This is a genomic window from Pseudomonas sp. SDO55104_S430 (assembly GCF_054070595.1).
Genome location: NZ_JBSVXG010000013.1, coordinates 15,565 through 35,954, shown reverse-complemented (window position 1 = coordinate 35,954; position 20,390 = coordinate 15,565). Strand labels below are relative to the sequence as shown.

The 20,390-nt window shown below is 63.8% G+C and carries 22 protein-coding genes; 7 read left to right on the top strand and 15 right to left on the bottom strand.

The features are described from left to right. From gspH to gspM, 6 genes are read left to right on the top strand one after another with little or no spacing between them, the layout of a single operon-like run. Positions 1-468, top strand: a complete 468-nt coding sequence (gene gspH / locus ACW9JE_RS04505) for a type II secretion system minor pseudopilin GspH (protein WP_457432070.1) — start codon at positions 1-3, stop codon at positions 466-468. Further along, on the top strand, positions 461-832 hold the full coding sequence (gene gspI / locus ACW9JE_RS04500) for a type II secretion system minor pseudopilin GspI (protein WP_457432069.1): 372 nt from the start codon (positions 461-463) through the stop codon (positions 830-832). Before gspH ends, gspI begins: the two co-directional genes overlap by 8 nt. Further along, the gene (locus ACW9JE_RS04495; protein WP_457432068.1) at positions 822-1,334 is read left to right on the top strand and encodes a prepilin-type N-terminal cleavage/methylation domain-containing protein; all 513 of its coding nucleotides are present in this window, start codon (positions 822-824) and stop codon (positions 1,332-1,334) included. Before gspI ends, ACW9JE_RS04495 begins: the two co-directional genes overlap by 11 nt. Then, complete coding sequence (locus ACW9JE_RS04490; RefSeq protein ID WP_457432067.1) at positions 1,331-2,140, top strand: general secretion pathway protein GspK; 810 nt, start codon at positions 1,331-1,333, stop codon at positions 2,138-2,140. Before ACW9JE_RS04495 ends, ACW9JE_RS04490 begins: the two co-directional genes overlap by 4 nt. Further along, positions 2,137-3,228, top strand: coding sequence for a type II secretion system protein GspL (gene gspL / locus ACW9JE_RS04485; RefSeq protein ID WP_457432066.1), 1,092 nt, complete (start codon positions 2,137-2,139; stop codon positions 3,226-3,228). Before ACW9JE_RS04490 ends, gspL begins: the two co-directional genes overlap by 4 nt. Next, the gene (gspM, locus tag ACW9JE_RS04480; protein WP_457432065.1) at positions 3,225-3,668 is read left to right on the top strand and encodes a type II secretion system protein GspM; all 444 of its coding nucleotides are present in this window, start codon (positions 3,225-3,227) and stop codon (positions 3,666-3,668) included. Before gspL ends, gspM begins: the two co-directional genes overlap by 4 nt. 152 nt (positions 3,669-3,820) lie before the next feature. Here gspM and ACW9JE_RS04475 read toward each other — a convergent pair whose 3' ends face one another. After that, complete coding sequence (locus ACW9JE_RS04475; RefSeq protein WP_224536030.1) at positions 3,821-5,083, bottom strand: MFS transporter; 1,263 nt, start codon at positions 5,081-5,083, stop codon at positions 3,821-3,823. A gap of 119 nt (positions 5,084-5,202) precedes the next feature. Here ACW9JE_RS04475 and ACW9JE_RS04470 point away from each other — a divergent pair, with 119 nt between their 5' ends. Then, a complete protein-coding gene (locus ACW9JE_RS04470) occupies positions 5,203-6,105 on the top strand; it encodes a LysR family transcriptional regulator (protein WP_175375361.1) in 903 nt (300 codons plus the stop codon). A 318-nt stretch (positions 6,106-6,423) separates the two neighbouring features. Here the strand turns inward: ACW9JE_RS04470 and ACW9JE_RS04465 are convergent, their stop codons facing one another. Genes ACW9JE_RS04465 through ACW9JE_RS04400 form a run of 14 tightly spaced genes read right to left on the bottom strand, consistent with a single transcriptional unit; the run spans position 6,424 to position 20,278 of the window. Beyond that, positions 6,424-7,650, bottom strand: coding sequence for a beta-ketoacyl-ACP synthase (locus tag ACW9JE_RS04465; protein WP_224536032.1), 1,227 nt, complete (start codon positions 7,648-7,650; stop codon positions 6,424-6,426). After that, positions 7,650-8,378: a 3-oxoacyl-ACP reductase FabG gene (gene fabG, locus ACW9JE_RS04460; protein ID WP_457432064.1), complete on the bottom strand. Its 729-nt coding sequence runs from the start codon at positions 8,376-8,378 to the stop codon at positions 7,650-7,652. The genes ACW9JE_RS04465 and fabG overlap by 1 nt, the downstream gene beginning before the upstream one ends. Continuing rightward, on the bottom strand, positions 8,375-8,836 hold the full coding sequence (locus ACW9JE_RS04455) for a hotdog family protein (protein ID WP_224536036.1): 462 nt from the start codon (positions 8,834-8,836) through the stop codon (positions 8,375-8,377). The genes fabG and ACW9JE_RS04455 overlap by 4 nt, the downstream gene beginning before the upstream one ends. Continuing rightward, positions 8,833-10,023, bottom strand: a complete 1,191-nt coding sequence (locus ACW9JE_RS04450) for a beta-ketoacyl-[acyl-carrier-protein] synthase family protein (protein WP_224536038.1) — start codon at positions 10,021-10,023, stop codon at positions 8,833-8,835. The genes ACW9JE_RS04455 and ACW9JE_RS04450 overlap by 4 nt, the downstream gene beginning before the upstream one ends. After that, entirely contained in the window at positions 10,020-10,637 is a 618-nt protein-coding gene (locus tag ACW9JE_RS04445) for a hypothetical protein (protein ID WP_457432063.1), read from the bottom strand. Before ACW9JE_RS04445 ends, ACW9JE_RS04450 begins: the two co-directional genes overlap by 4 nt. Beyond that, positions 10,637-11,359, bottom strand: a complete 723-nt coding sequence (locus tag ACW9JE_RS04440; RefSeq protein ID WP_224536042.1) for a class I SAM-dependent methyltransferase — start codon at positions 11,357-11,359, stop codon at positions 10,637-10,639. Before ACW9JE_RS04440 ends, ACW9JE_RS04445 begins: the two co-directional genes overlap by 1 nt. Beyond that, the gene (locus ACW9JE_RS04435; RefSeq protein ID WP_457432062.1) at positions 11,356-12,603 is read right to left on the bottom strand and encodes an NAD(P)/FAD-dependent oxidoreductase; all 1,248 of its coding nucleotides are present in this window, start codon (positions 12,601-12,603) and stop codon (positions 11,356-11,358) included. Before ACW9JE_RS04435 ends, ACW9JE_RS04440 begins: the two co-directional genes overlap by 4 nt. After that, positions 12,590-13,750 (bottom strand): sodium:proton antiporter, encoded by a 1,161-nt coding sequence (locus ACW9JE_RS04430; RefSeq protein ID WP_457432061.1) that lies wholly within the window; start codon positions 13,748-13,750, stop codon positions 12,590-12,592. The genes ACW9JE_RS04435 and ACW9JE_RS04430 overlap by 14 nt, the downstream gene beginning before the upstream one ends. Further along, positions 13,747-16,098, bottom strand: coding sequence for an MMPL family transporter (locus ACW9JE_RS04425; RefSeq protein WP_457432060.1), 2,352 nt, complete (start codon positions 16,096-16,098; stop codon positions 13,747-13,749). Before ACW9JE_RS04425 ends, ACW9JE_RS04430 begins: the two co-directional genes overlap by 4 nt. Then, positions 16,070-16,666: an outer membrane lipoprotein carrier protein LolA gene (locus tag ACW9JE_RS04420; protein WP_457432059.1), complete on the bottom strand. Its 597-nt coding sequence runs from the start codon at positions 16,664-16,666 to the stop codon at positions 16,070-16,072. The genes ACW9JE_RS04425 and ACW9JE_RS04420 overlap by 29 nt, the downstream gene beginning before the upstream one ends. Beyond that, positions 16,663-17,088 carry an acyl-CoA thioesterase gene (locus ACW9JE_RS04415; protein ID WP_175375372.1) on the bottom strand — a complete coding sequence of 142 codons (426 nt, stop codon included), beginning with the start codon at positions 17,086-17,088 and terminating at the stop codon, positions 16,663-16,665. The genes ACW9JE_RS04420 and ACW9JE_RS04415 overlap by 4 nt, the downstream gene beginning before the upstream one ends. Continuing rightward, on the bottom strand, positions 17,081-18,625 hold the full coding sequence (locus ACW9JE_RS04410) for an HAL/PAL/TAL family ammonia-lyase (RefSeq protein ID WP_457432058.1): 1,545 nt from the start codon (positions 18,623-18,625) through the stop codon (positions 17,081-17,083). The genes ACW9JE_RS04415 and ACW9JE_RS04410 overlap by 8 nt, the downstream gene beginning before the upstream one ends. Then, complete coding sequence (locus ACW9JE_RS04405) at positions 18,606-19,547, bottom strand: LpxL/LpxP family acyltransferase (protein ID WP_457432057.1); 942 nt, start codon at positions 19,545-19,547, stop codon at positions 18,606-18,608. The genes ACW9JE_RS04410 and ACW9JE_RS04405 overlap by 20 nt, the downstream gene beginning before the upstream one ends. Continuing rightward, positions 19,544-20,278, bottom strand: coding sequence for a glycosyltransferase family 2 protein (locus tag ACW9JE_RS04400; protein ID WP_457432056.1), 735 nt, complete (start codon positions 20,276-20,278; stop codon positions 19,544-19,546). The genes ACW9JE_RS04405 and ACW9JE_RS04400 overlap by 4 nt, the downstream gene beginning before the upstream one ends. Positions 20,279-20,390: the final 112 nt, after the last annotated feature.

Here is a 20,390-nt window from a genome sequence, read left to right as displayed (position 1 = left end):
ATGCCGCGTCGCTGTCGAGGGTTCACCTTGCTGGAGTTGATGATCGTGATCGTGCTGATCGGCGTGCTGGTGGGCATGGTCAATCTGGCCACCGGCAGCAACCCGGCGCGTCAGACCAGGCAGGAGGCGGACGCCTTGGCTGGTGTGATTCGCCAATTTCGCGAACGGGCGGTGCTGGAAAGCCAGGAGTACGGCGTGCGCTTGAGCAACGAGGGTTATCGCACGCTGCTTCTCGGCGTCAGTGGCTGGGAGCCGGTCACGGCGCTTAATCGCTGGCCTGCGGATTTGCGTCTACGCCTGAAGCACGACGGCTATTTCGTGAACCTCGCAAGCGACGAAGGCCCGCCACAATTGTTGCTGCTCAGCAGCGATGAAATCAGCGTCTTCAGCCTGACCTTCGAAAGCACCGGTCGCAGCGTGTTAAGCCTGTCCAGCGACGGCATCGGCGAGGTGGTGATCGATGGCTAGGCGGCGCATGGGCGGCTTTACGCTGCTGGAAATCATGGTGGCGCTGACGGTGTTCGCGACGCTGGCGACGGCCGTGTTGTCGGCCAGCCAATATGTGCTCCGCCAGGCTTCGACGGTCGAAGAGCGGTTGATCGCAGCCTGGGTGGCGGACAACCAATTGAATGAACTGCGTCTGCAAAACGAGCCGGATTTCGGGCAGTCGCAGCGGGTAGTGAATATGGACCGCCGGGACTGGATCGTTCGCCAGCAGGTGGGCTCGTCGAGCGAGGCCGGCCTGATCGCGATCGAACTTCAGGTCAGCCTCGCCGGACGCGACCAGACCTTGCACCGCGCCACTGGTTGGATCCCCCAGCGTGAGCAGTGAGCAGCGCGGTTTCACCTTGCTCGAACTGGTGGTCGCCCTGGCGATCTTCGCCTTGTTGGGCCTGGCCAGTTGGACGCTGTTTGACGGTGTCGTGCGCGTGCAGCAAGGCACCCAGAGCCATGATCGCGAGCTGCGCAGCCTGCAACGGGCGGTCGCTCTCATCGAGCGCGATCTGCTACACATCACCGAACAGCCCATCGTGCTGGAACAATCCCGCGCGCAATGGCAGCGGGGCAATTGGCGCAATCCGCTGGACCAACCGCGCAGCGAGCGCCAGTCCCTTTCCTACACACTCGACAACGGCGTGCTGTGGCGTGAGAGTCGCAGCGAAGGTGCGCTGGTCGTGCAGCGGCAGAAGCTGCTCGACGATGTTCGGCACCTGAGCTGGCGGTTGTTGCAGCGGCAGGACTCGAAGGTTCCCGGAGCGCTGGAAGTGCAGCTGTCGGCAGGGCGCTTCGAAGGGGTTCGTCGGGTGCTGTTGTTGCCGGGAGCATTGCCATGAGGACGCGGCAACGAGGTGTGGCGTTGATCAGCGTGTTGCTGGTCATGAGCCTGGCGCTGTTGATCATCGGTGGGGTGCTGCGCAGTCATCGGTTGATGCTGCAAAGCAGTGGGCAACAGGTGCAGCAGATGCATCTGCGCCAGCTTGCGGTTGCGGGGGAAAGCCGGGCGTTGGCGATGCTGCAGGAAGACGCGGGGCTCAATGCGGCGTTTGATCTGGATGACGCACAGATTCAGGTCGAGATCGAGGATCTGGCCGGGCGTTTCAATCTCAATGCTGTGTTGATTCAGGGGCAGATCGATCAGGTCACGCTCAATCGCTGGGCGCGTCTGCTGGTGCTGCTTGAACTGCCTGACATGCCCTTGGAGCAAGTGGGCGCGTTGCGAGATTTGAGTCAGTTGCGGCTGTTGCCGAGCATTGACGGTCAGTTGTTGCGTCGGCTGGAACCCTGGGTTGCCGTGTTGCCCATGGACGCGGCATTGAACATCAACACGGCACCTGCGCTGTTGCTGCGCAGCCTCCATGACATCGACGCCGTGACGGCTGACGCACTCGTCCAGCAGCGAAACACGCGCCTGTGGCCAAGCGTTCAGGCCTTCACAAACGATCCGTTACTCACCGGTGCTGATGTCAGCAGCCATGGGCTGGGCATCGACAGCCGCTGGTTCCGCATCAACGTTCAGGTGGCTCAGGGGCAGAGCCGATTACGCCTCGCCACGGATGTCGAACGCGATCCCAAGACACGCCAGCTCAACGTCCTGCAACGACGGTTGCTGCCATCGAATCCCCACGAGATCACTCCATGAAAACCTGGCTTTACCTGACCGCAGAGGGCCTCGCTGCGCCGTCGCTCGATTGGCCGTGCTGTCTTTGGTCCCCGGCCGGTCAACGGCAAACCATGCCCCTGAGCGAGGCGGCGCCGGCTTTGAAAGGGCAGTCCGTGGATCTGCTGTTGCCCATGGAAGCGTGCAGCTGGCTGCGTAGCGAACCCTGGCCTTCGGGGCGTCGACCGGATGCCAAGGCCCTTGGATTTGCTGTTGAAGAGCAGTTGAGCGAAGCGCTGGAATCGGTGCACTTGAGTGTTGGCCGACGTGATCCACAGGGGGGTTATCCGCTGATGGTGATTGGGCGGGAGCGTTTTTCCGCAGTGCTGGCGTTGATGGTCGAGGCTGGAGTTGAGGTGCGCTCGGTTTTCGTCGATGTCGATCTGTTGCCAGTGGATCAGGCCGTCGGTGTGCGGTGGTTTGGCCGTTGGGTTTTAGGTGGCGGGCTCGGGGCTCGCCTGGCGGTGGGGGAGGACGCGTTGCCGTCGCTCAAGCCATGCCTGCCCGCGGATATGCAGTGGCAGCAGGAGGAAATCGATGATTGGTTAAGGGGCGATCACAGCCACGCCATCAACCTGCTGCACGGTGAGTTTGCCGTGCGTCGCGCTCGTTTTCCCTGGCGTGCAGGCGCGGTGACGGCGCTGGTTTTGGTGCTGCTGACGTGGGGCGCCGGTGAAACGCGCATCCGTTTTCTCGAACATGAAAGCCGGCAGCTGTACGGCCGCAGTGAACAGCAGTTCAAGGCGCTGTATCCGGAGCAAACCCGCATCGTCGACCTTGCGGCGCAGTTCAGCGCTTTGCAGGGGCGGGGCGCGCAGGTGCAGGGCAGTCAAATCGCCGGTCTGGTCAAACTGGTCGAGCAGGTGATCGGCGCCAGTCACGTCGAGGTCCAACGCATCGAGTTTCGTGAAGGCGACGGCTGGAAAATCCAGCTCAGCGTCAACAGCTTTGCCGAGCTGGAGCAGCTGCGCGAACGGGGACGACAGCAAGGCTTGCCGGTGCGGCTCGACAGCGCGAGCAAGGAGCGCAATCGGGTATTGGCGACTTTGACCATGGAGCAGGGCGTATGAAGTTCACGGGATTCACTGCGAAGTGGCAGCGCATGACGCTTCGCGAACGGCGCATGGTGTCGATCCTCGGCCTCTTCGTCCTCAGCGTCGCAGCCTTCTTCCTGATCTGGCAGCCGACCCAACAACGGCTGTCAACTGCCGAGCGCCAATACCGCCAGCAACTTGCCCTGGCGGCGCAACTGCAAAAGGCACAGCCCCGTGCACCGCAATCCGCCGATCAGCCGTTATCGCTGCGCATCAGCGAAAGCCTCGCCACCACGGGCTTGGAATTGCATCAGATGGACACCGACAACGACCTCCTGCGCTTGACCCTCAGCGGCGAGGCCCGGATTCTGCTGTCGTGGCTAGACCAGCTGGAACGCGAAGGCGTCACCCTGCAATCCCTGACCCTGGAAAAACGCGAAGCCGCGCTGCACGCCCAAGCCGTCCTCAGACAATGAAGCCAAACACATTCCCCTGTGGGAGCGGGCTTGCTCGCGAAAGGGCCGGCACATCCAACATGTAATTGCCTGACACACCGCCTTCGCGAGCAAGTCGAATCGTCGCACCGCCGCTCCCACAGGATCTGTGAACACCGCCGATTCCTTCATAACTATGGCAACGGCTGCAACTTCGCCAACTTCAACGCCACCCCAAGCGCCACCAGCAACAACGCGCCAATGAACAACCCAATCCCGTTCCAGCCACCGATATGCCAGAACACCCCACCCGCCGTTCCCGCCACACTCGACCCCGCGTAGTAGCTGAACAGATACAAGGACGAAGCCTGCCCCTTGGCCTTGGTCGCACGGCGGCCAATCCAGCTGCTGGCCACCGAGTGCGCGCCGAAGAAACCGAAGGTGAACACCAGCATCCCGAAAATCACCAGCGGCAGCGGCGTGAACATCGTCAGTGCCAGGCCCGCGATCATCAGCGCGATGGAGCTCCAGAGCATCTTGCGCCGCCCGTGCTTGTCAGCCAGCGCGCCGACTTTCGCCGAACTGTAGATACCCGACAGGTAAACCAGCGACAGCAAGCCGACGAAGGCCTGACTCATGTGGTACGGCTCGGCCAGCAGGCGGTAGCCGACATAGTTGAACAGGGTCACGAACGCGCCCATCAGTACGAAGGCTTCGAGGAACAACAGTGGCAGGCCGGCGTCGCGAAAGTGCATGGTGAAGCCGTCGAGCAGGCTGCGCGGGTTCAGCGAGCGGGCGCGGAAGTTGCGCGACTCGGGGAGAATCTTCCAGAACACCGCCGCCGCGATCATCGCCAGGCCGCCGATCACCAGCATCGCCGAGTGCCAGCTGATGAAGTCGATCAGCACCCCGGTAATCAGGCGCCCGCTCATCCCGCCAATGGCGTTGCCGGCGATGTACAGACCCATGGCCAGGCCGAGGTGCTGCGGGTGGATTTCTTCACTGAGGTAGGTCATGGCGACCGCCGCCAGCCCGCTCAGGGACAGGCCGATCAGCGCGCGCATGATCAGCACGCCGTGCCAGCTCGGCATCATCGCGCTGGCCATGGTGCACAGCGCGGCGGCGAACAGCGCCGCGACCATCACCGGCTTGCGCCCAAGGCGATCGGACAGGGGGCCGGTGATCAGCAGGCCGATGGCGAGCATGCCCGTGGCCACCGACAGGATCAGACTGCTCTGCGCCGCGTTGATCGAGTACTCGTTGGACAGCAGCGGCATCATCGGCTGCACGCAGTAGAGCAGGGCGAAGGTGGCAAAGCCCCCGGAGAACAGCGCCAGCACCGTGCGCATGAACGCAGGCGTGCCTTTTTCGATGTAGATCTGCGCCAGCTCGGCGGCTACATCGCCCTGGGCGGTGGGTTGAACTTCATGGGCGAGTGGAGCGACAGCAGTTTTCACGGTGGACCTCGGTAGTACACAGCCGGTCAGGCAATGAAAAAAGCATATAGCTGGCTAATGATTCAATCCAATATATTGTTCGACCTGTTTGATAGCTTTAACGACCTAATGGGGTTTCCATGGAATTGCGTCATCTGCGCTACTTCATCGCCGTCGCCGAGGAACTGCACTTCGGCCGCGCCGCACAGGCCCTGGGCATCTCCCAGCCGCCGCTGAGCCAGCAGATTCAGGCGCTGGAACAGGAGCTCGGCGCGCGGTTGTTCGAACGGACCAATCGTCGGGTCGAGCTGAGCGAAGCCGGTCGGCTGTTCCTGGAAGAGGCGCGACTGGTGCTGGCGCAGGTCGACAAGGCGGCGGATGTGGCGCGGCGGGCGCAATTGGGTGAGTTGGGCGAGCTGAAAATCGGCTTCACCTCGTCGGCGCCGTTCAACACCACCATTCCCCAGGCGATCTTCGAGTTCCGCCAGCGCTTCCCGGCGGTGCACCTCAACCTGAGGGAAATGAGCAGTACACAGGTGGCGGATGCGCTGGTGGACGAGTCGATCGAAGTCGGCATCATGCGCCCGCTAGGCCTGCCGGATTCGCTCAGCGTGGTCGAGCTGATGCGCGAGCCGCTGGTCGCGGTGCTCAGTTCCAAGGACCCGTTGGTGGAGGGCAGTGAAGAGGGGCTCTACCTGTCCGCCCTGGCCCTCGAACCCTTCGTGTTTTTCCCGCGCAGCTACGGCAGCGGCCTCTATGCACAGTTGCTGAGCCTGGCACGGGATGCCGGCTTCAGCCCGCACTTCGCCCAGGAGGCCGGGGAAGCCATGACCATCATCGGGTTGGTGGCGGCGGGGTTGGGTGTTTCGGTGATGCCGGCATCGTACCGGCGGATGCGCATCGACGGCGTGGTCTACCGACCCCTGTTGGACCCGGCGGCGGAATCGGCGGTGTGGCTGGTGCAACGCAAGGACCAGAAATCGGCCATGGCGCGGGCGTTTGTGGAGTTGTTGACCAGTAAGGTTGAGTCGCTGAAATCGTGACGGCTGCGCCGTCATTCGCGGGCAAGCCCGCTCCCACAAGGATCGTGGGTGGCTCACAAATCTCCACTTCACCCGCAAACCTGTGGGAGCGGGCTTGCCCGCGAAGAGGCCGGTACATCCAACATCGATGTCGTCTGACACACCGTCTTCGCGAGCAAGCTCGGCTCCTACAGGTATTCGGGTTGGATGCGGAAATCTGCGGGCAACTCGATCACTGTAGGAGCCGAGCTTGCTCGCGATGGAGGCACAGGCAGCGCGGGGATTCAGGTGGCCCGCGTTATCGTTGACGACCATCGCGAGCAGGCTCGCTCCCACAGTTCAGGACCAGCGCTTGAAGATCAGCGACGTATTCACCCCACCAAACGCGAAGTTGTTGTTCATGACGAACTGGTGGCTCATCTGCCGGAATTCGCCGCGCAGGTAGTCGAGCTTGCCGCAGTTGGGGTCGATTTCGTCGAGGTTGAGGGTGTGGATGTAGAGGTCGCGGTTGAGCATTTCGATGCTGAACCAGGACTCCAGCGCGCCGCACGCGCCGAGGGTGTGGCCGAGGAAGCTTTTCTGCGAGCTGATGGGCATGTGTTCGCCGAACAGGCTGCTGGTGGCCAGGGTTTCGGCGATGTCGCCTTGTTCGGTGGCGGTGCCGTGGCCGTTAACGTAGCCAATGGCCGATGGCTCGACACCCGCGTCTTCCAGCGCCAGCTCCATGGCCCGGCGCATGGTGACCTGCTCGGGACGGGTGGTGTGCTGGCCGTCGGCGTTGCTGCCGAAGCCGACGATCTCCGCATGGATATGCGCGCCGCGCGCCAGAGCATGCTCCAGCTCTTCCAGCACCAGCATGCCCGCACCTTCACCGATCACCAGACCATCACGACCGGTGTCGTACGGACGCGGAGACAAGTGCGGCGTGTCGTTCTTCAGGCTGGTGGCATAGAGCGCGTCGAACACCATCGCTTCGGTCGGGCACAGCTCTTCGGCGCCACCGGCGAGCATCAGCGGCAGGCGGCCGAACTTGATCGCCTCGTACGCATAGCCGATGCCCTGGCTACCGCTGGTGCAGGCGCTGGACGTCGGAATCAAACGCCCGGTCAGACCGAAGAAGATGCTGATATTCGCCGCCGTCGTGTGCGGCATCATGCGCACGTAGGAGTTGGCGTTCAGACCTTCCGCCACCGAGTTGAGCAGCATGTTGCCGAATGCCTTGATCTCGTCGGTGCTGCCGGTGGAGGAACCGCAGGCCACACCCATGCGCCCATCCTTGATCAATTCGTTACCCAGCAGCCCGGCGTCCGCCAGGGCCTGCTCCGAAGCACCAACCGCAAGCCGCGAAACCCGGCCCATGCTGCGCAGTTGCTTGCGGGTCCAGTGGCCCGGCACCTTGAAGTCATCGATAGGCCCGGCCAGGCGGGTGTTGAGTTCGGTAAAACGATCCCACTCGTCCATCCGGCGGATACCGCTCTGGTTGGCCGCGAAGTGGCGGGCGATGGTGTCCCAGTCGCTGCCCAGTGAGGTGATGCCGGCCATGCCGGTGACGACGACGCGCTTCATCAGCACAGGCCTCCGTTGACCGCCAGCACCTGGCGGGTGATGTACGACGCTTCCGCCGACATCAGGAAATTCACCGCGCCGGCCACCTCTTCCGGGGTGCCCATGCGTTGTGCGGGGATCATTTTCATCAGTTCTTCCACCGGCACGTTTTCATCGAGCATCGCCGTGTCGATCAGGCCGGGGGCGACACAGTTGACGGTGATCTTGCGCTTGGCCAGCTCCGTGGCCAGCGCCTTGGCCGCGCCGATCAGGCCGGCCTTGGAGGCGCTGTAGTTGACCTGCCCACGGTTGCCGATCAGCCCCGACACCGAGGTGATGCAGACAATCCGCCCGGCGGCGCGACGACGGATCATCGGCATCATCACCGGGTGCAGCACGTTGTAGAAACCGTCGAGGTTGGTGCGCATCACCACATCCCAATCATCCTCGCTCAGCGCCGGAAAAGCACCGTCACGCGTCAGGCCGGCGTTGAGCACCACGCCGTAATAGGCGCCGTGGGCTTCCACATCGGCTTCCAGAACGGCCTTGCAGCCAGCGCGGTCGGACACGTCGAATTGCAGGATGCGCGCCCTGCGGCCCAAAGCTTCGACTTCGCCTTGCACCGCTTGCGCTTCGGCAAGGCCGCTGCGGCAATGCAGCACGATGTCATGCCCGGCCTGGGCCAGGCGCAGGGCGATGGCGCGGCCGATGCCGCGGCTGGAACCGGTGACCAGTACGGATTTAGTCATGACTGGACTCCAGCAGGTTCATGAAGATATTGAGTGGCCTGAGGCGGGCGATACACGTTCAGGCGGGCGCTGGCGTGAATGCCGACCCCATTGATATGACATTCGAAAACACCCATGCCGTTGTCGTCTTCCAGCGAGCGCAGGCCGTGGATGGTCAGCTCGGTGCCGGCGGGAAAACTCTCGACGTTGCATTCGAATTTGCGGCTGCCGAGCAGGAAGCCCAGCTCCACCTCATCACCGCGCTGGCGCGCATGACACCCGGCGAACGCGGCGACGCTCTGGGCCATCAGTTCGATGCCGACCCAGGCCGGCAGGCTGCCGTCGGGGCGATTGAACAGCCCGTTGGGTTTGACCGTGAGGCGGGTGTGAATCTGCTCGGCATCGAACGCGAGGATCTGATCGATGAGGATCATGTCGCCAGCGTGGGGCAGCAATTCGGCGAGCGGCCAGTCAATCATGGGGCGTCTCCGATAATCAGGCTGACGTTGTTACCACCGAAGGCGAAGGAATTGCTCATCAGGTAGCGGGGACCAGTGGACGCCAGGCGAGTGCTCGGGGTCACCCAATTGAGGGCCGGCAGCTCGGGGTCGGGCTGGTTGTCCCAGACGTGTGGGGGCAGCGCCTGGTTGTCCGCTTTCAGGCTCAGCCAGCAGAACGCCGCTTCCAGCGCGCCCGCAGCGCCCAGGGTGTGGCCGGTCATGGGTTTGGTCGAGGAGCAGAGCACGCCCGCCGGGAACAGCGTATTGACCGCCGTGCTTTCCATGGCGTCGTTGTGCTGGGTGGCCGTGCCGTGCAGGTTCAGGTAGTTGATCTGTTGCGGTTGCAGGCCGGCGCGGCTCAGCGCCTTGCCCATGGCTTGCAGGGCGCCGCGGCCTGTCGGCTCGGGAGCGGAAATGTGGTGGGCATCGGAGCTGGCGCCGCTGCCGAGCAGGGCAATCGGGCGATCACCGGCGGGCTGCCTGCTCATCACAAACAGCACCGCCGCTTCGCCGATGTTGATGCCGTGGCGATTCACCGAGAACGGGTTGCAGCGCTGATTGGACACCGCTTCCAGCGACGAGAAACCGTTGAGCGTCAGTTTGCACAGGCTATCGACACCGCCACACAGCACCACGTCGCAGACGCCCAGGTCCAGCAGGCGCTGGGCGCTCATCAACGCCCGGGCGCTGGAGGTGCAGGCGGTGGAAATCACGTAGGCCGGGCCACTGAGTTGCAGCCACTCGGCGAGGAAATTCGCCGGTGCGCTGAGTTCCTGTTGCTGGTAGTCGTATTCGGCGGGGAACTGACCGGCATCCAGATAGTGGGCCAGGCCCTGGCTGGCTTCTTCGATGCCCGACGTGCTGGTGCCCAGCACGACGCCTATGCGGTCGCGGCCATAGGTCTGGATGGCGTGCTCGATGTCCTCGCGGATCTGCAGGGCGGCGTCGAGCAACAGGCGATTGTTGCGGGTGTCCTGCCGCGACAGCTCGGCCGGCAGGGCCGCCAGTTCGCCCTGGACCGAACCCACCGGCAACGAACGATCCGGCACCCAGCCGGCTTCGCTGCGCATGCCACTGCAATCGCCGGCAAACAGATTTCGCGCGACTTCGTCCTTGCCACGGCCCAGGGAGCAGATGACCCCGAGAGCGTTCAGACAGGCGCTCATGGGGTCTCCCCGCTCAGCGGCGTGACGTGGTATTTGGGGCCTTTGGGCAGATTCAATTCAAAGTTCATCGGCTGTGCGTATCGGACATCCCAGCGTTCCGGCAAGGTGCGTTGTGCGCCATGTTGCCAGGCGTCCGGGTAGTTGACGGTCAGTTCGTCCCTGGTGGTCAGCGCAAACAGCAGCGCGGCGAAAAGCTCCCGGGCTTCGGGATTGGGCGGCAGCAAGCCGTCGGCCTGCCATTGGCCGTGCACCAGTTTCTGCCGGGCCTGGGGAATGCCCAGCAGGTCCATCATCGACCAGCGGATCGCCGGGCCTTCCTGCTGGATCACCAGCACCCAGTCCTGGCGCTGGTCGTCTTGCAGGCGTTCGATGTGCAGTTGCAGGGGCAGGGGGAGTGTCGGTGTTTGCTCGGGCAGCGGCGGGCTGCTGGAGCAGGCGCTCAACAGCAGGGCCATGCAAAACAACAGAAATTGCAGGACACCGCAAATCCCTGTGGGAGCGGGCTTGCCCGCGATGACGGCAGCACATTCAACATTAATGTTGGCTGACAGACTGCTATCGCGGGCAAGCCCGCTCCCACAAGGTACGCATTTCAAGCGACTGGAACGGAGCATCAGACGCCACCCTCCAACGGCTTGCGCGCCACCACATTCACCAGTGTCTCTTCCCGCTGCCCAAACGGCTTGGGCTTGTACCCCAACACCTCCAGCAACCCGAAATCCGTGGACCGGCTCCACCACAGGTAGGGATAGGACACATTCCGCGCCCCGAACTCGAAACCCTGCCCGCGAATCATCTCCAGGTACTGCGCCGCGCTTTTCTGCACCTGCATCGGGTGTCTGAACAGCCAGCGGATGACCCAGGTATCGATGTAAGCCTCGGTGGATTCGGCGAACAGCAGGTAGCCGCCGGGCTTGAGCACGCGATAGAACTCGGCCAGGGCCTTTTCCTGTTCCACCAGATGATGGAAGGTCTGGTGGCAGAACAACAGGTCGACGCTGGCGTCGGCCATCTTCAGGTTCGCGCAGTCGCTGTCGATCAACTCCACCGCCATACCCAGATTGACCGCTTCTTCGCGGCTGCGTTGCAGGCTCTGCGGGTCGGCGTCGACACCGATCAGACGACCGGGCATGAAGGCCTGGCGCAGGTACTTGAAGGACTTGCCCTGGCCGCAACCGGCATCCAGCAGCACCGGCTGGTTCGGCAGGGCTTCGCTGAACAGGCCGCGCAAATCCTCGATCGCCACCCGCAGCACATAGTGCTGCCAGGTGCGGCTGCGCAGAAACCACAAACCGAAGCGGGTTTCTTCGACGTAGTTGTCGCTTGCGTAGGTCATGTCGCCGTCCTTGCACAGAATTCTGAAATCACCTTCAACCGGCGCCGGGCTTCGCTGACGAACGGGTTGCGTTCGTCCCAGGCGTAACCGGCGAGGATCGAACTGATCATGCCGCGGATTTCCCGTGAGCTGCCTTCATGGAAGATCACGTCCTGGAACGTCCCGTCGTACCAGCCTTCGACGTAGCAGCGGAAGGTGTCGACACCCCGTTTGAGCGGGACGGCGAATTCCCCCTGCCAATCGACCGTTTCCCCCTGCAACTGACGGTGCACCAAGCCCGCCGCCATGCTCGCCGAACGCATGGCGATGGTGACGCCGGAGGAGAATACCGGGTCGAGGAACTCCGCGGCATTGCCCAGCAGCGCAAACCCCGGCCCGTGCAGGGTTTTGACATTGGCCGAGTATCCACCGATGGTGCGCGCCGGGGTATCCCACACGGCATTTTTCAGCACACTGGCCAGGCTTGGGGTGTCGGCGATGAAGCTGCGCAAACAGGCATCCAGATCGTCGCTGCGGCCTTCGAAGTGCTCTGCGGCGGCCACCACGCCCACCGAACAGCGGCCGTTGCTGAACGGAATGGTCCAGAACCAGATGTCGCGTCGGGTCGGGTGGGTGGTGACGAGGATCTTGCTGCGATCGAAATCCGGCCTGTCGATACGATCTTCGACGTGGGTGAACACCGCCTGGCGCACCGGGAAGTTCGATGGCGCCTCGAGGTCGAGCAGGCGTGGCAGGACGCGACCGTAGCCGCTGGCGTCGAGCATGAAATCCGCCTCGATGCGGTATTCGCTCCCGTCTTCACGGCGCACGCCGAGTTGCGGTCTGGCCGACTCGATATCGACACTGACGATGGCTTCGCCAAAGCGGATCTCAACGCCTTGCAATACTGCTTGATCGGCCAGCAATTGGTCGAAATCGGCGCGTTGAACCTGAAAGGTGGTGGTCTTGCCGGGGGTGAAGGCTTCGGCGAAATCGAAGGCGCTGTAGTGCTCGCCCCAAGCGAAGGCGGCGCCGGTTTTCACCTGAAAACCCGCAGCGTTGACGGCCTCGAGCATGCCGGCTTCCTCGACGAAGTCCAGGCAATGGGCCAAAAGGCTTTCGCCGATGGAAAACCGTGGAAAATGCTGGCGCTCGATCACCAGGACATCGTGGCCCTTGCGCTTGAGAATCGCGGCGGCGATGGCGCCCGAGGGCCCCGCACCGATGACCACGATCCGGCGACGTTCCATTTCAGCGATTGGCATGGGGGCTCCTTGCCGGGGCGGCAGCGTTCAAGGGTATTCGATGCATGCCGGCCAGCGCTGGCAGCAGGGTCGCGATCAGTCCCATCACCATCAGCGCGAAGTACAGCGCCGGGCTGATGAGCTGTTGTTGCAGCAGCAGGTTGAGAAACACGATTTCGCTCAAGCCGCGGATGTTCAGCAGCACACTTTCCCGCCAGCGGCTGGCACCGGGGAACGAAGCGCCGGCCCAGCCGAGACCGAGCCAGTTGCCGAGCATCTTGCTGGCGATCGGCAACAGCAGCAGCGCCGCCAGTTGCACCCAGCCCAGGCTGCTCATGGCGCTATGCACGTTGATCTGCACGATGCCGAAGGTGAGGATCAGCGGAATCGCCACGTAGGTTTGCAGGCGGCTCATCCAGATCGCCGGCAGTGGATGGGTCAGCGGTGCCTTGAGCGCGGCCATGATCAGCACATAACCGATGCCGAAGATCAGCGCGTTGAGCTTGTAGTGCTCGGCCACCACCAGCAGTCCGAAAAAGCCCAGGCTGTACAGCCACAACTGGCGCAGGCCCAACAGGCGCAACACCAGCGGCAGGCAGGCGCCGGCCAGCGGCAACAGCAGGCTGCTCAGGTGCAGGGTGCCCTGGGCGATGGCGAACAGGGTCCAGCAGGCGAGGTCGATTAGGATCGCGGTTTGCACCAGACGGCGGGTGGCGGCGGTGGGGTAATCGATGTGCCGCAGGTAGAGATAGAGCACCGGAATCGCGGTAATGGCGAACAACAGGCCGACCGCCAGGGAACTGATCCAGGGTTGTGGCGGCAGCAGCCAGATCGCCGTGGCCAGGCCGCAGGCAAAGGGAATGCAGAAACTCGGCAGGGCGATTTTCAGGCTCTGGCGGTCCAGTTGCAGATCGATCACGTCACTGAGGATGTAACCCAGCAACAGCGCGAAACTCAGGCTGTAGAGGTTTTTCAGCCAGATCGGCGAGACCAGCGCCGCGCCGCTGAGCTGCCAGTGCGGCTCGACCCAGAAGTACATCAGCAACGGTAGGCAGACGGTGGCCAGCAGCAACTGGCTGACGATGGGGATCAGGCCGAAGTGGCGGCCGACGCGGGTGGCGACAGCGAACAAGGCCAGGGCCATGGCCCAGAACAGCGCGATCATCATGCCGTCGGCTCCGCGACCGTGGCCGCATGCGGCTGGTGTCCGGCCCAGGGCGCCAGCATGAAGCTGAACATCAGGCCCAGGCTGACCGACAGGCCGAAATTGCTTACCGCCGGCGTACTCGACACCGCCAGCAGGCCGAATGACAGCCAGGTGGTCAGTGCCGCGAGCAAGGTACCCAAGAGGCTGACGGCCGCGCCGCCCACCTGCTCGCGCATGAGGATCGCGTAGTCGACGCTGATCGCCGTCACCAGCAGCAGGCCGAACAGGCTGAACAGGGTCAGCGGCTGCCCCAGCCAGCCGAGACTGGCCAGGCTGCACAGCGCCGCCAGCAGCGGCAGGGAGACGATGCGCAGCGCGCCGCCGAAGCCGAACGGCAGGATCAGCACCAGCACGATCAGCACGCAGGAGGCGAGTTTGAGTTCGGCGGCGCTGATTTGAGTCGCGGCGAACACCGCATTCAATTCACCGAGCCGGTCCACCAGTTTTACGCCGGGCAAGTCTTCGCCCTGAACCCGCAGCAGGGATGGATTGCTCAGGCCCTGCAAACTGACCATCGCCGCCACGCCATTCTCGGTCGGCCCCAGCCACAGCGGGCGATAGGGTTCGGCCAATGGCCCGGCCAGTGCAGTGTCGATGTCCTGAGTCGGCAGCGCCTGTAATCGGGTCAGTTCGGCGCGCAGCGCATCGACCGGCACACCGACTCCGACCAGTGGCTGCCAGAACGACGGCAGCTTGCCCAGCGCCTCGCGCACCCGCTGCTGTTCGCTTGGCTGGCTGACCAGATGATTGAGCGACAGGTAACCCTCGAGCTTGTCCAGATTGACCAGCTGATCCAGGCGCTCGTCCAGAGCGTCCAGGCGCTGGAGCAATTGCTGTTCGTCGGCCGCCTGTACCAAAAAGAACTGGCTGGTGGGTTGATAGCCGGTGATGCGCGCGATGGTCTGTGCTTCGTCGGTCAGTTGCTGCGGTGCGCCGACCCATTGGCGGATATCGTTTTTCGTTTCCAGTTTCAGCAGGCCGCCGGCGCAGAAGGCGATCAACAGGGCCAGCAGTACCGGGGTGCTCAGGCGCTTGAGCAAGGCTTCGCGACGTCCCAGCAAAAAGCTGGAAACCTGCAGTGGCCATTGCGCCGGACGTAGCTCGACACCTTTGAGCAGCGCAGGCAACAGACACACCGCGGCCAGGTAGGCACCCAGCAGGCCGGCGGCGGAGAACACTGCGATCTGGGTCAGCGCCGGGAACGGGGTCCAGGCCAGTGCCAGGTAACCGATGGCGCTGGTGATCAGGCTCAGGGTCAGGCCCGGCAGGGTCAGGCGCACCGCCGGCCAGCTGCGCCAGGGTTTCAGGCTCCAGCTCTTGGACAGGTAATGCAGCGGGTAGTCGACGGCGACACCGATCAGGCTCGAGCCCAGCACCAGGGTCATCACATGCATGTGGCCGAACAGCGCCACGCAAGCCACCGCACCAAACAACATTCCCACCAACACCGGCACGAAAGCCAGCAGCACCCGCCAGCGACGAAAGGCCAGCAACAGCAGCAACAGAATGCCGACCGTGGCGCCGCCGCCGACCCAGGTCATCTCGCGGGTGGCTTGCTGCTGGCCGTTGGCGGCGTACAGCAGTCCGCTGGCCGCGAGTAACTGGACGTCGGATTGGGCAGCTTCTGCACGGCTCTGTTCAAGCAGGTTCGCCACTTGCAGCGGCAGGTTCATGTCGAAGGCGTTGCCGGTGGTGCGGGCGCGTAGCAGCACCCAGCTCTTGCCGTCGGCATCGGCGATCAGCGCGCCGCTGCCGATGTCCAGTTGCACCGCGCCGTGTTGCGGCTGGCTGTTCTGGATGCGTCCGGTCAGGCCCAGCCAGTCGTCTTGGCTGGGCACCAGGCTGAAGCCGGTGAAGGGGTCGAACAGCGCCTGCACCCGCTGCTGGATGAAGGCGTCGGGGTGTTCGATCAGTTGTTGGCGATCCTCCGCCGAGAGCATTGCCAGGCGACCTTGCAGCAGTTGTGTGCGCAGCGCCGGCAGGTCGGCCTGCAGGTTCCACTGGACCTTCTCGAACAGGCCGCTGGCCTGCCACTGTTCACTGAGTTTCTGCGCCATGGCGACGGCCTGCTGGCGGTCGGTGTGGCCGACCAGCACCAGCATTTCGCGGTTCAGCGGTTCCTGCATACGCTGTTCGGCGCGCTGTTCCAGAGCGTCCGGCGCGGTGCCGGGCACCAGTTCCATCAGGTTGGCCGACAGCGGTGCGCCGTCGCGCCATTGGCAGCCGGCGAGCGCCAGCACTGCCAGCAGCAGGATCAGGAACAGGCGAGGCAGCAGGCGCTCACTGGGCAAAGTCGTGTTGCTCCGCATCGCTCAAGGGTTGGGCGCTGGTGCTGTCCTGCATGCGCAGCAGGGTACTGTCGCCCTGGGTTTCCAGCAATTCGATGGTGTTCACCAGTTCTGCGCCGGTGATGTTGATCTGGTTGAACACCTGCTTGAGCAGCATCGAGCGCGGCACCAAGGTCAGTTTCCAGTTCTGCGCGTCACCACTCAGAGACAGCTCGAAATCCCGTTGCAGGCCGCTGCTGTCGCCTTGCAGCACGGCGAGGAACAAGCGGTTCTGCTCGGCCCCGGCGCTCTTGCCCGGCAGCATCTGCCAGCCGCTGGCGTCACGGCGGGCGATGCCCTTGGCGGTGATGCGGTAATCCTGTTGCAGCGGGGTTTTCAGCAGCCACAGCAGGCCATGGTCTTTCGCCAGGACGAAGGTGCCCTGGCTGGTCAGAGGCTGGGGCAGGGCACGCAGGTGTTTTTCCTGGATGAACTTGCCGTGGATCACATCGGGTTTGGCCAGTTGATCGCTGAGCTGTTGCAGGTCGAAGGCCTGGGCGAGTGAAGAAAACCCCAGCGCCAACAGGAGCAAAAATGATCGGGCATTCATGACAGCACCCGCTCAACGGCATCGGTGAAGACTTTCGGGCAGGCCAGCTGCATCTCGCGCGTGCCCATGTCGACGGCGACTTGCACGGAGACGGCGCGGGTCATGCGTTCGCCGGTTTCCAGGTCGCTGATCAGATAGTTGATCTTCAGACGGTTCTCCCACTCCACCAGGTTGGCCCGCACATTGAGCTTCTGACCGAACACCGCGCCACGGATGTAGCGCAGTTGCAGGTCGATCACCGGCCACGCGTAGCCGGATTCGACCATGGCGGTGTAGTTGTGGCCGATCTTGTCCAGCAACGCGCAGCGGGCGACTTCCAGGTACTTCACGTAATGGCCGTGCCAGACCACGTCCATGCTGTCCACGTCGAAGAACGGCACGAGGATTTCCGTATCGGTGTGAAGCACTCCCTTGCTACGCATGCAGCCTCCAGTGTTGTTCGGCGATTCGTTGCAGGCACAGGCGCAGTTCGCCTTCCAGGGCGCGGTCTTCGATCACCGGCGCAAAGTCCCGGGACAATTCTTCGTGCATGGCGGCCAGGGCCGGTGGCAGCGGGCGCGCATCTTCGGTCTGTTCACGCAGCCAGACGCCCTGATTGGCGGCGAGTAAGGTGGCAGCGGCGACCTGCTCGGTCAGCTCCAGCACACGAATCGCATCGCGGGCGGCGATGGTGCCCATGCTCACCTTGTCCTGGTTGTGGCATTCGGTGGAGCGCGAGAACACGCTGGCCGGCATGGTGTTTTTCAGTGCTTCGGCGGTCCAGGCGCTGGCGCCGATCTGCACTGCCTTGAAGCCGTGATTGAGCATCGCCCGCTCGGCGCTGGCACCGGACAGGTTGCTCGGCAGGCCGTGGTTGTAGCGCTCATCCACCAGCAGCGCGAGTTGCCGATCCAGCAAGTCGGCGACGTTGGCTACCAGGTTCTTCAGGCTGTCCATGGCGAAGGCGATGTGCCCGCCATAGAAGTGCCCGCCGTGCAGCACGCGCTCGGCTTCGGCGTCGATGATCGGATTGTCATTGGCACTGTTGAGTTCGATCTCGATGAACGAGCGCAACCAGCTCAGGCTGTCGGCCAGCACACCCAGCACGTGGGGCGCGCAACGCAGGGAGTAGCGGTCTTGCAGGCGATGCAGTTCCGGCATCGGGGCGTCGATGGCCAGGTCTTTGCGCAGCCATGCCGCGACCTGCATCTGCCCCGGGTGCGGCTTGGCGGCGAACAGGCGCTCGTCGAAATGCTCCGGATTGCCTTGCAGGGCGACCACGTTGAGCGCGGTGATGCGCGTCGCCAGTTGCAGCAGGTAGTCGGCGCGGGCATAAGCCAGGCAGGCGAGGCCGGTCATCACTGCCGTGCCGTTCATTAGCGCCAAGGCCTCCTTGGGGCGCAGCACCAGCGGCTGCCAGCCGAGTTCGCGATGCACGTCGGCGGCCTGTCGGCGTTCGCCGCGATACATCACTTCGCGCTCGCCGGACAGGGTCGCGGCGACATAGGACAGCGGCGTCAGGTCACCGCTGGCGCCCACCGAGCCTTCTTCCGGAATCAGCGGCAGGATGTCGTGTTCAAGGAAGGCCTGCAGACGCTCCAGCAGTTCCACGCGCACCCCGGAAACCCCGTGGCACAGCGACTGCAATCGCGCCGCCAGCACCGCGCGGGTGGCCTGGGCGTCGAGCAGTTTGCCCAGCCCGCAGCCATGGAAGGTGAACAGGTGCCGCGGCAGCGCCTCGACGTGATGCAGCGGCACCGCCACCACGCAGGAATCGCCGTAGCCGGTGGTCACGCCGTAGATCACGCCTTCCTTGTCCAGCAGCGAATCGAGGAAACGCGCGCCCTTGGCAATGCGCTCGCGGTAGGCGGGATCATCCTGCAGCTGCGCGGGGGCCTGACGGTTGGCCAGGGCCAGCACGTCTTCGATGCGCAAAGGGAGTTCGCCGAAGGTTACCGGCTCAAGCGTGGGCGTCGTCATCGGTCTTCCAGAAAGGGTAAAAGTTGAACCATTGTTGAGGCGCTTGCAGGCAATAGTGACTCAGGCGCTCGGCATAGCGGGAGGCCCACTGATGAATGACCTGCTCGCGGTCGCTACGCTTCCAGGTGATGGCCTGCGCGAAAGGTTCCAGGGTCAGGCGATAGTCGCCGTCGGGCTTCTTCAGGCACATCATCAGATTGATCGGGCATTTCAGCAGGCCGGCCAGCAACCAGGGGCCCTGGGGGAATCTGGCCGGGTGGCCGAGGAAGTCGACGGTCACGCTGCGCCCGCCGTGCAGCGGCACGCGATCGCCGGCAATCGCCAGCCACTCGCCGCGCTCCAGGCGTTCGTGCAGTTGCAGCATGATCACCGGGTCCAATTCGCTGACCTGAATCAAGCGCAGATTGGTCGCCCCGGCCTCGCCCAGCAGACGGTTGAACTGCTCGGCGTGCTTGGTGTGCACCAGCACGTTCATGGTCACCTTCTCGCCGATCTCCGCCAGCGCGCGGCAGACTTCGAGATTGCCCAGGTGCGCGCCCACCAGCATCTGTCCGCGACTGCCGCGCAACTGGTCGCGCAACAGCGCCGGGTCGATGATTTCGATCTGCTCGATGCTCAGCTTGCGGTTCCACACGTCGAGCTTGTCGAGCATCGAATCGGCGAAGGCCATGAACTGGCTGAATACCCGCCAGCGGGTCGGGCGCAGTTCGTTGCGACCGGACCAGTCGGCGAGGCGTTGCTGGTATTGCCAGGCGCTGTGGCGGGCGCTGCGGCCGAACAAAAAGAAGTACAGAACGATGCCATACAGAATCGGGCTCAGCAGGCGGCGGCCGAGCACTTTGGCGCCGAACGCGGTGAGCTTCATCAGCCAGAAGCTGCCGCGTTCCTCGCGGTCGGCCCAGTGCTGCTTGTCGGTGCTCATGCACGCCACCGTCGCCAGAGGATCACGGGCGAGCGCAGCAGCATGCCGAAGAACAGGCGGGTGTGCATGCTCGATATCAGGACGTTGTCGTGGAACATGCGAAAGTGCGAAACGCCGTCCAGCGGGTAATGGACCTTGGTTTGCAGCCAGCGCATCGGCTGGTTGCGCCAGGCGAGGCGCACGAGGATGTCCGAGTCGAAATCCATGCGCTTGCCGATCTTTGCGGTGTCGATCAACGCCAGCACGGGCGGCAGCGGATAGACTCGGAAACCGCACATCGAATCGCGAATCTGCAGCGACAGGGTGTTGATCCAGACCATGACGTGGGTGAGATAGCGGGCGTACAGACGGCCCTTGGGCACGCTGGCGTCGTACAGCGGATAGCCGCAGATCACCGCTTCAGGGTGGGCGCGGGATTGTTCGATGAAGGCTTTCACGTCCTGCAGGTCGTGCTGACCGTCGGCGTCCACCTGCAGGGCATGGGTGAAACCCAGGCGGCCCGCTTCGCGCAAACCGGTCATCACCGCACCGCCCTTGCCCTGATTGGCGGCGAGGCGGATCAGGTGAACTCCGTCGCGCTGTGCCAGTTGGTCCAGCACTTTGGCGCAGGTCGTGCTGCTCGCGTCGTCCACCAGAATGCACGGCAGCAGGCTGGCGAGCAGCGCGTCGACCACGGTGGTGATCGCGGTTTCGTGGTTGTAGACCGGGATGATGGCGCAGGGGTTATGCATGTCGGGGCACGCCGGATTGACCGCGGTGACTGCATCGCGAGCAGGCTCGCTCCCACAGGAAATGTGCAAGTCCATTGTGGGAGCGAGCCTGCTCGCGATTGAGTGCGCAGCA

Excerpts from the sequence above, each read along its gene's own strand:
- gspH (WP_457432070.1), top strand. The coding sequence starts at position 1 with ATGCCGCGTCGCTGTCGAGGGTTCACCTTGCTGGAGTTGATGATCGTG.
- gspI (WP_457432069.1), top strand. The coding sequence starts at position 461 with ATGGCTAGGCGGCGCATGGGCGGCTTTACGCTGCTGGAAATCATGGTG.
- ACW9JE_RS04490 (WP_457432067.1), top strand. The coding sequence starts at position 1,331 with ATGAGGACGCGGCAACGAGGTGTGGCGTTGATCAGCGTGTTGCTGGTC.
- gspL (WP_457432066.1), top strand. The coding sequence starts at position 2,137 with ATGAAAACCTGGCTTTACCTGACCGCAGAGGGCCTCGCTGCGCCGTCG.
- gspM (WP_457432065.1), top strand. The coding sequence starts at position 3,225 with ATGAAGTTCACGGGATTCACTGCGAAGTGGCAGCGCATGACGCTTCGC.
- ACW9JE_RS04470 (WP_175375361.1), top strand. The coding sequence starts at position 5,203 with ATGGAATTGCGTCATCTGCGCTACTTCATCGCCGTCGCCGAGGAACTG.
- ACW9JE_RS04465 (WP_224536032.1), bottom strand. The coding sequence starts at position 7,650 with ATGAAGCGCGTCGTCGTCACCGGCATGGCCGGCATCACCTCACTGGGC.
- fabG (WP_457432064.1), bottom strand. The coding sequence starts at position 8,378 with ATGACTAAATCCGTACTGGTCACCGGTTCCAGCCGCGGCATCGGCCGC.
- ACW9JE_RS04455 (WP_224536036.1), bottom strand. The coding sequence starts at position 8,836 with ATGATTGACTGGCCGCTCGCCGAATTGCTGCCCCACGCTGGCGACATG.
- ACW9JE_RS04450 (WP_224536038.1), bottom strand. The coding sequence starts at position 10,023 with ATGAGCGCCTGTCTGAACGCTCTCGGGGTCATCTGCTCCCTGGGCCGT.
- ACW9JE_RS04445 (WP_457432063.1), bottom strand. The coding sequence starts at position 10,637 with ATGCTCCGTTCCAGTCGCTTGAAATGCGTACCTTGTGGGAGCGGGCTT.
- ACW9JE_RS04440 (WP_224536042.1), bottom strand. The coding sequence starts at position 11,359 with ATGACCTACGCAAGCGACAACTACGTCGAAGAAACCCGCTTCGGTTTG.
- ACW9JE_RS04435 (WP_457432062.1), bottom strand. The coding sequence starts at position 12,603 with ATGCCAATCGCTGAAATGGAACGTCGCCGGATCGTGGTCATCGGTGCG.
- ACW9JE_RS04430 (WP_457432061.1), bottom strand. The coding sequence starts at position 13,750 with ATGATGATCGCGCTGTTCTGGGCCATGGCCCTGGCCTTGTTCGCTGTC.
- ACW9JE_RS04425 (WP_457432060.1), bottom strand. The coding sequence starts at position 16,098 with ATGCGGAGCAACACGACTTTGCCCAGTGAGCGCCTGCTGCCTCGCCTG.
- ACW9JE_RS04420 (WP_457432059.1), bottom strand. The coding sequence starts at position 16,666 with ATGAATGCCCGATCATTTTTGCTCCTGTTGGCGCTGGGGTTTTCTTCA.
- ACW9JE_RS04415 (WP_175375372.1), bottom strand. The coding sequence starts at position 17,088 with ATGCGTAGCAAGGGAGTGCTTCACACCGATACGGAAATCCTCGTGCCG.
- ACW9JE_RS04410 (WP_457432058.1), bottom strand. The coding sequence starts at position 18,625 with ATGACGACGCCCACGCTTGAGCCGGTAACCTTCGGCGAACTCCCTTTG.
- ACW9JE_RS04405 (WP_457432057.1), bottom strand. The coding sequence starts at position 19,547 with ATGAGCACCGACAAGCAGCACTGGGCCGACCGCGAGGAACGCGGCAGC.
- ACW9JE_RS04400 (WP_457432056.1), bottom strand. The coding sequence starts at position 20,278 with ATGCATAACCCCTGCGCCATCATCCCGGTCTACAACCACGAAACCGCG.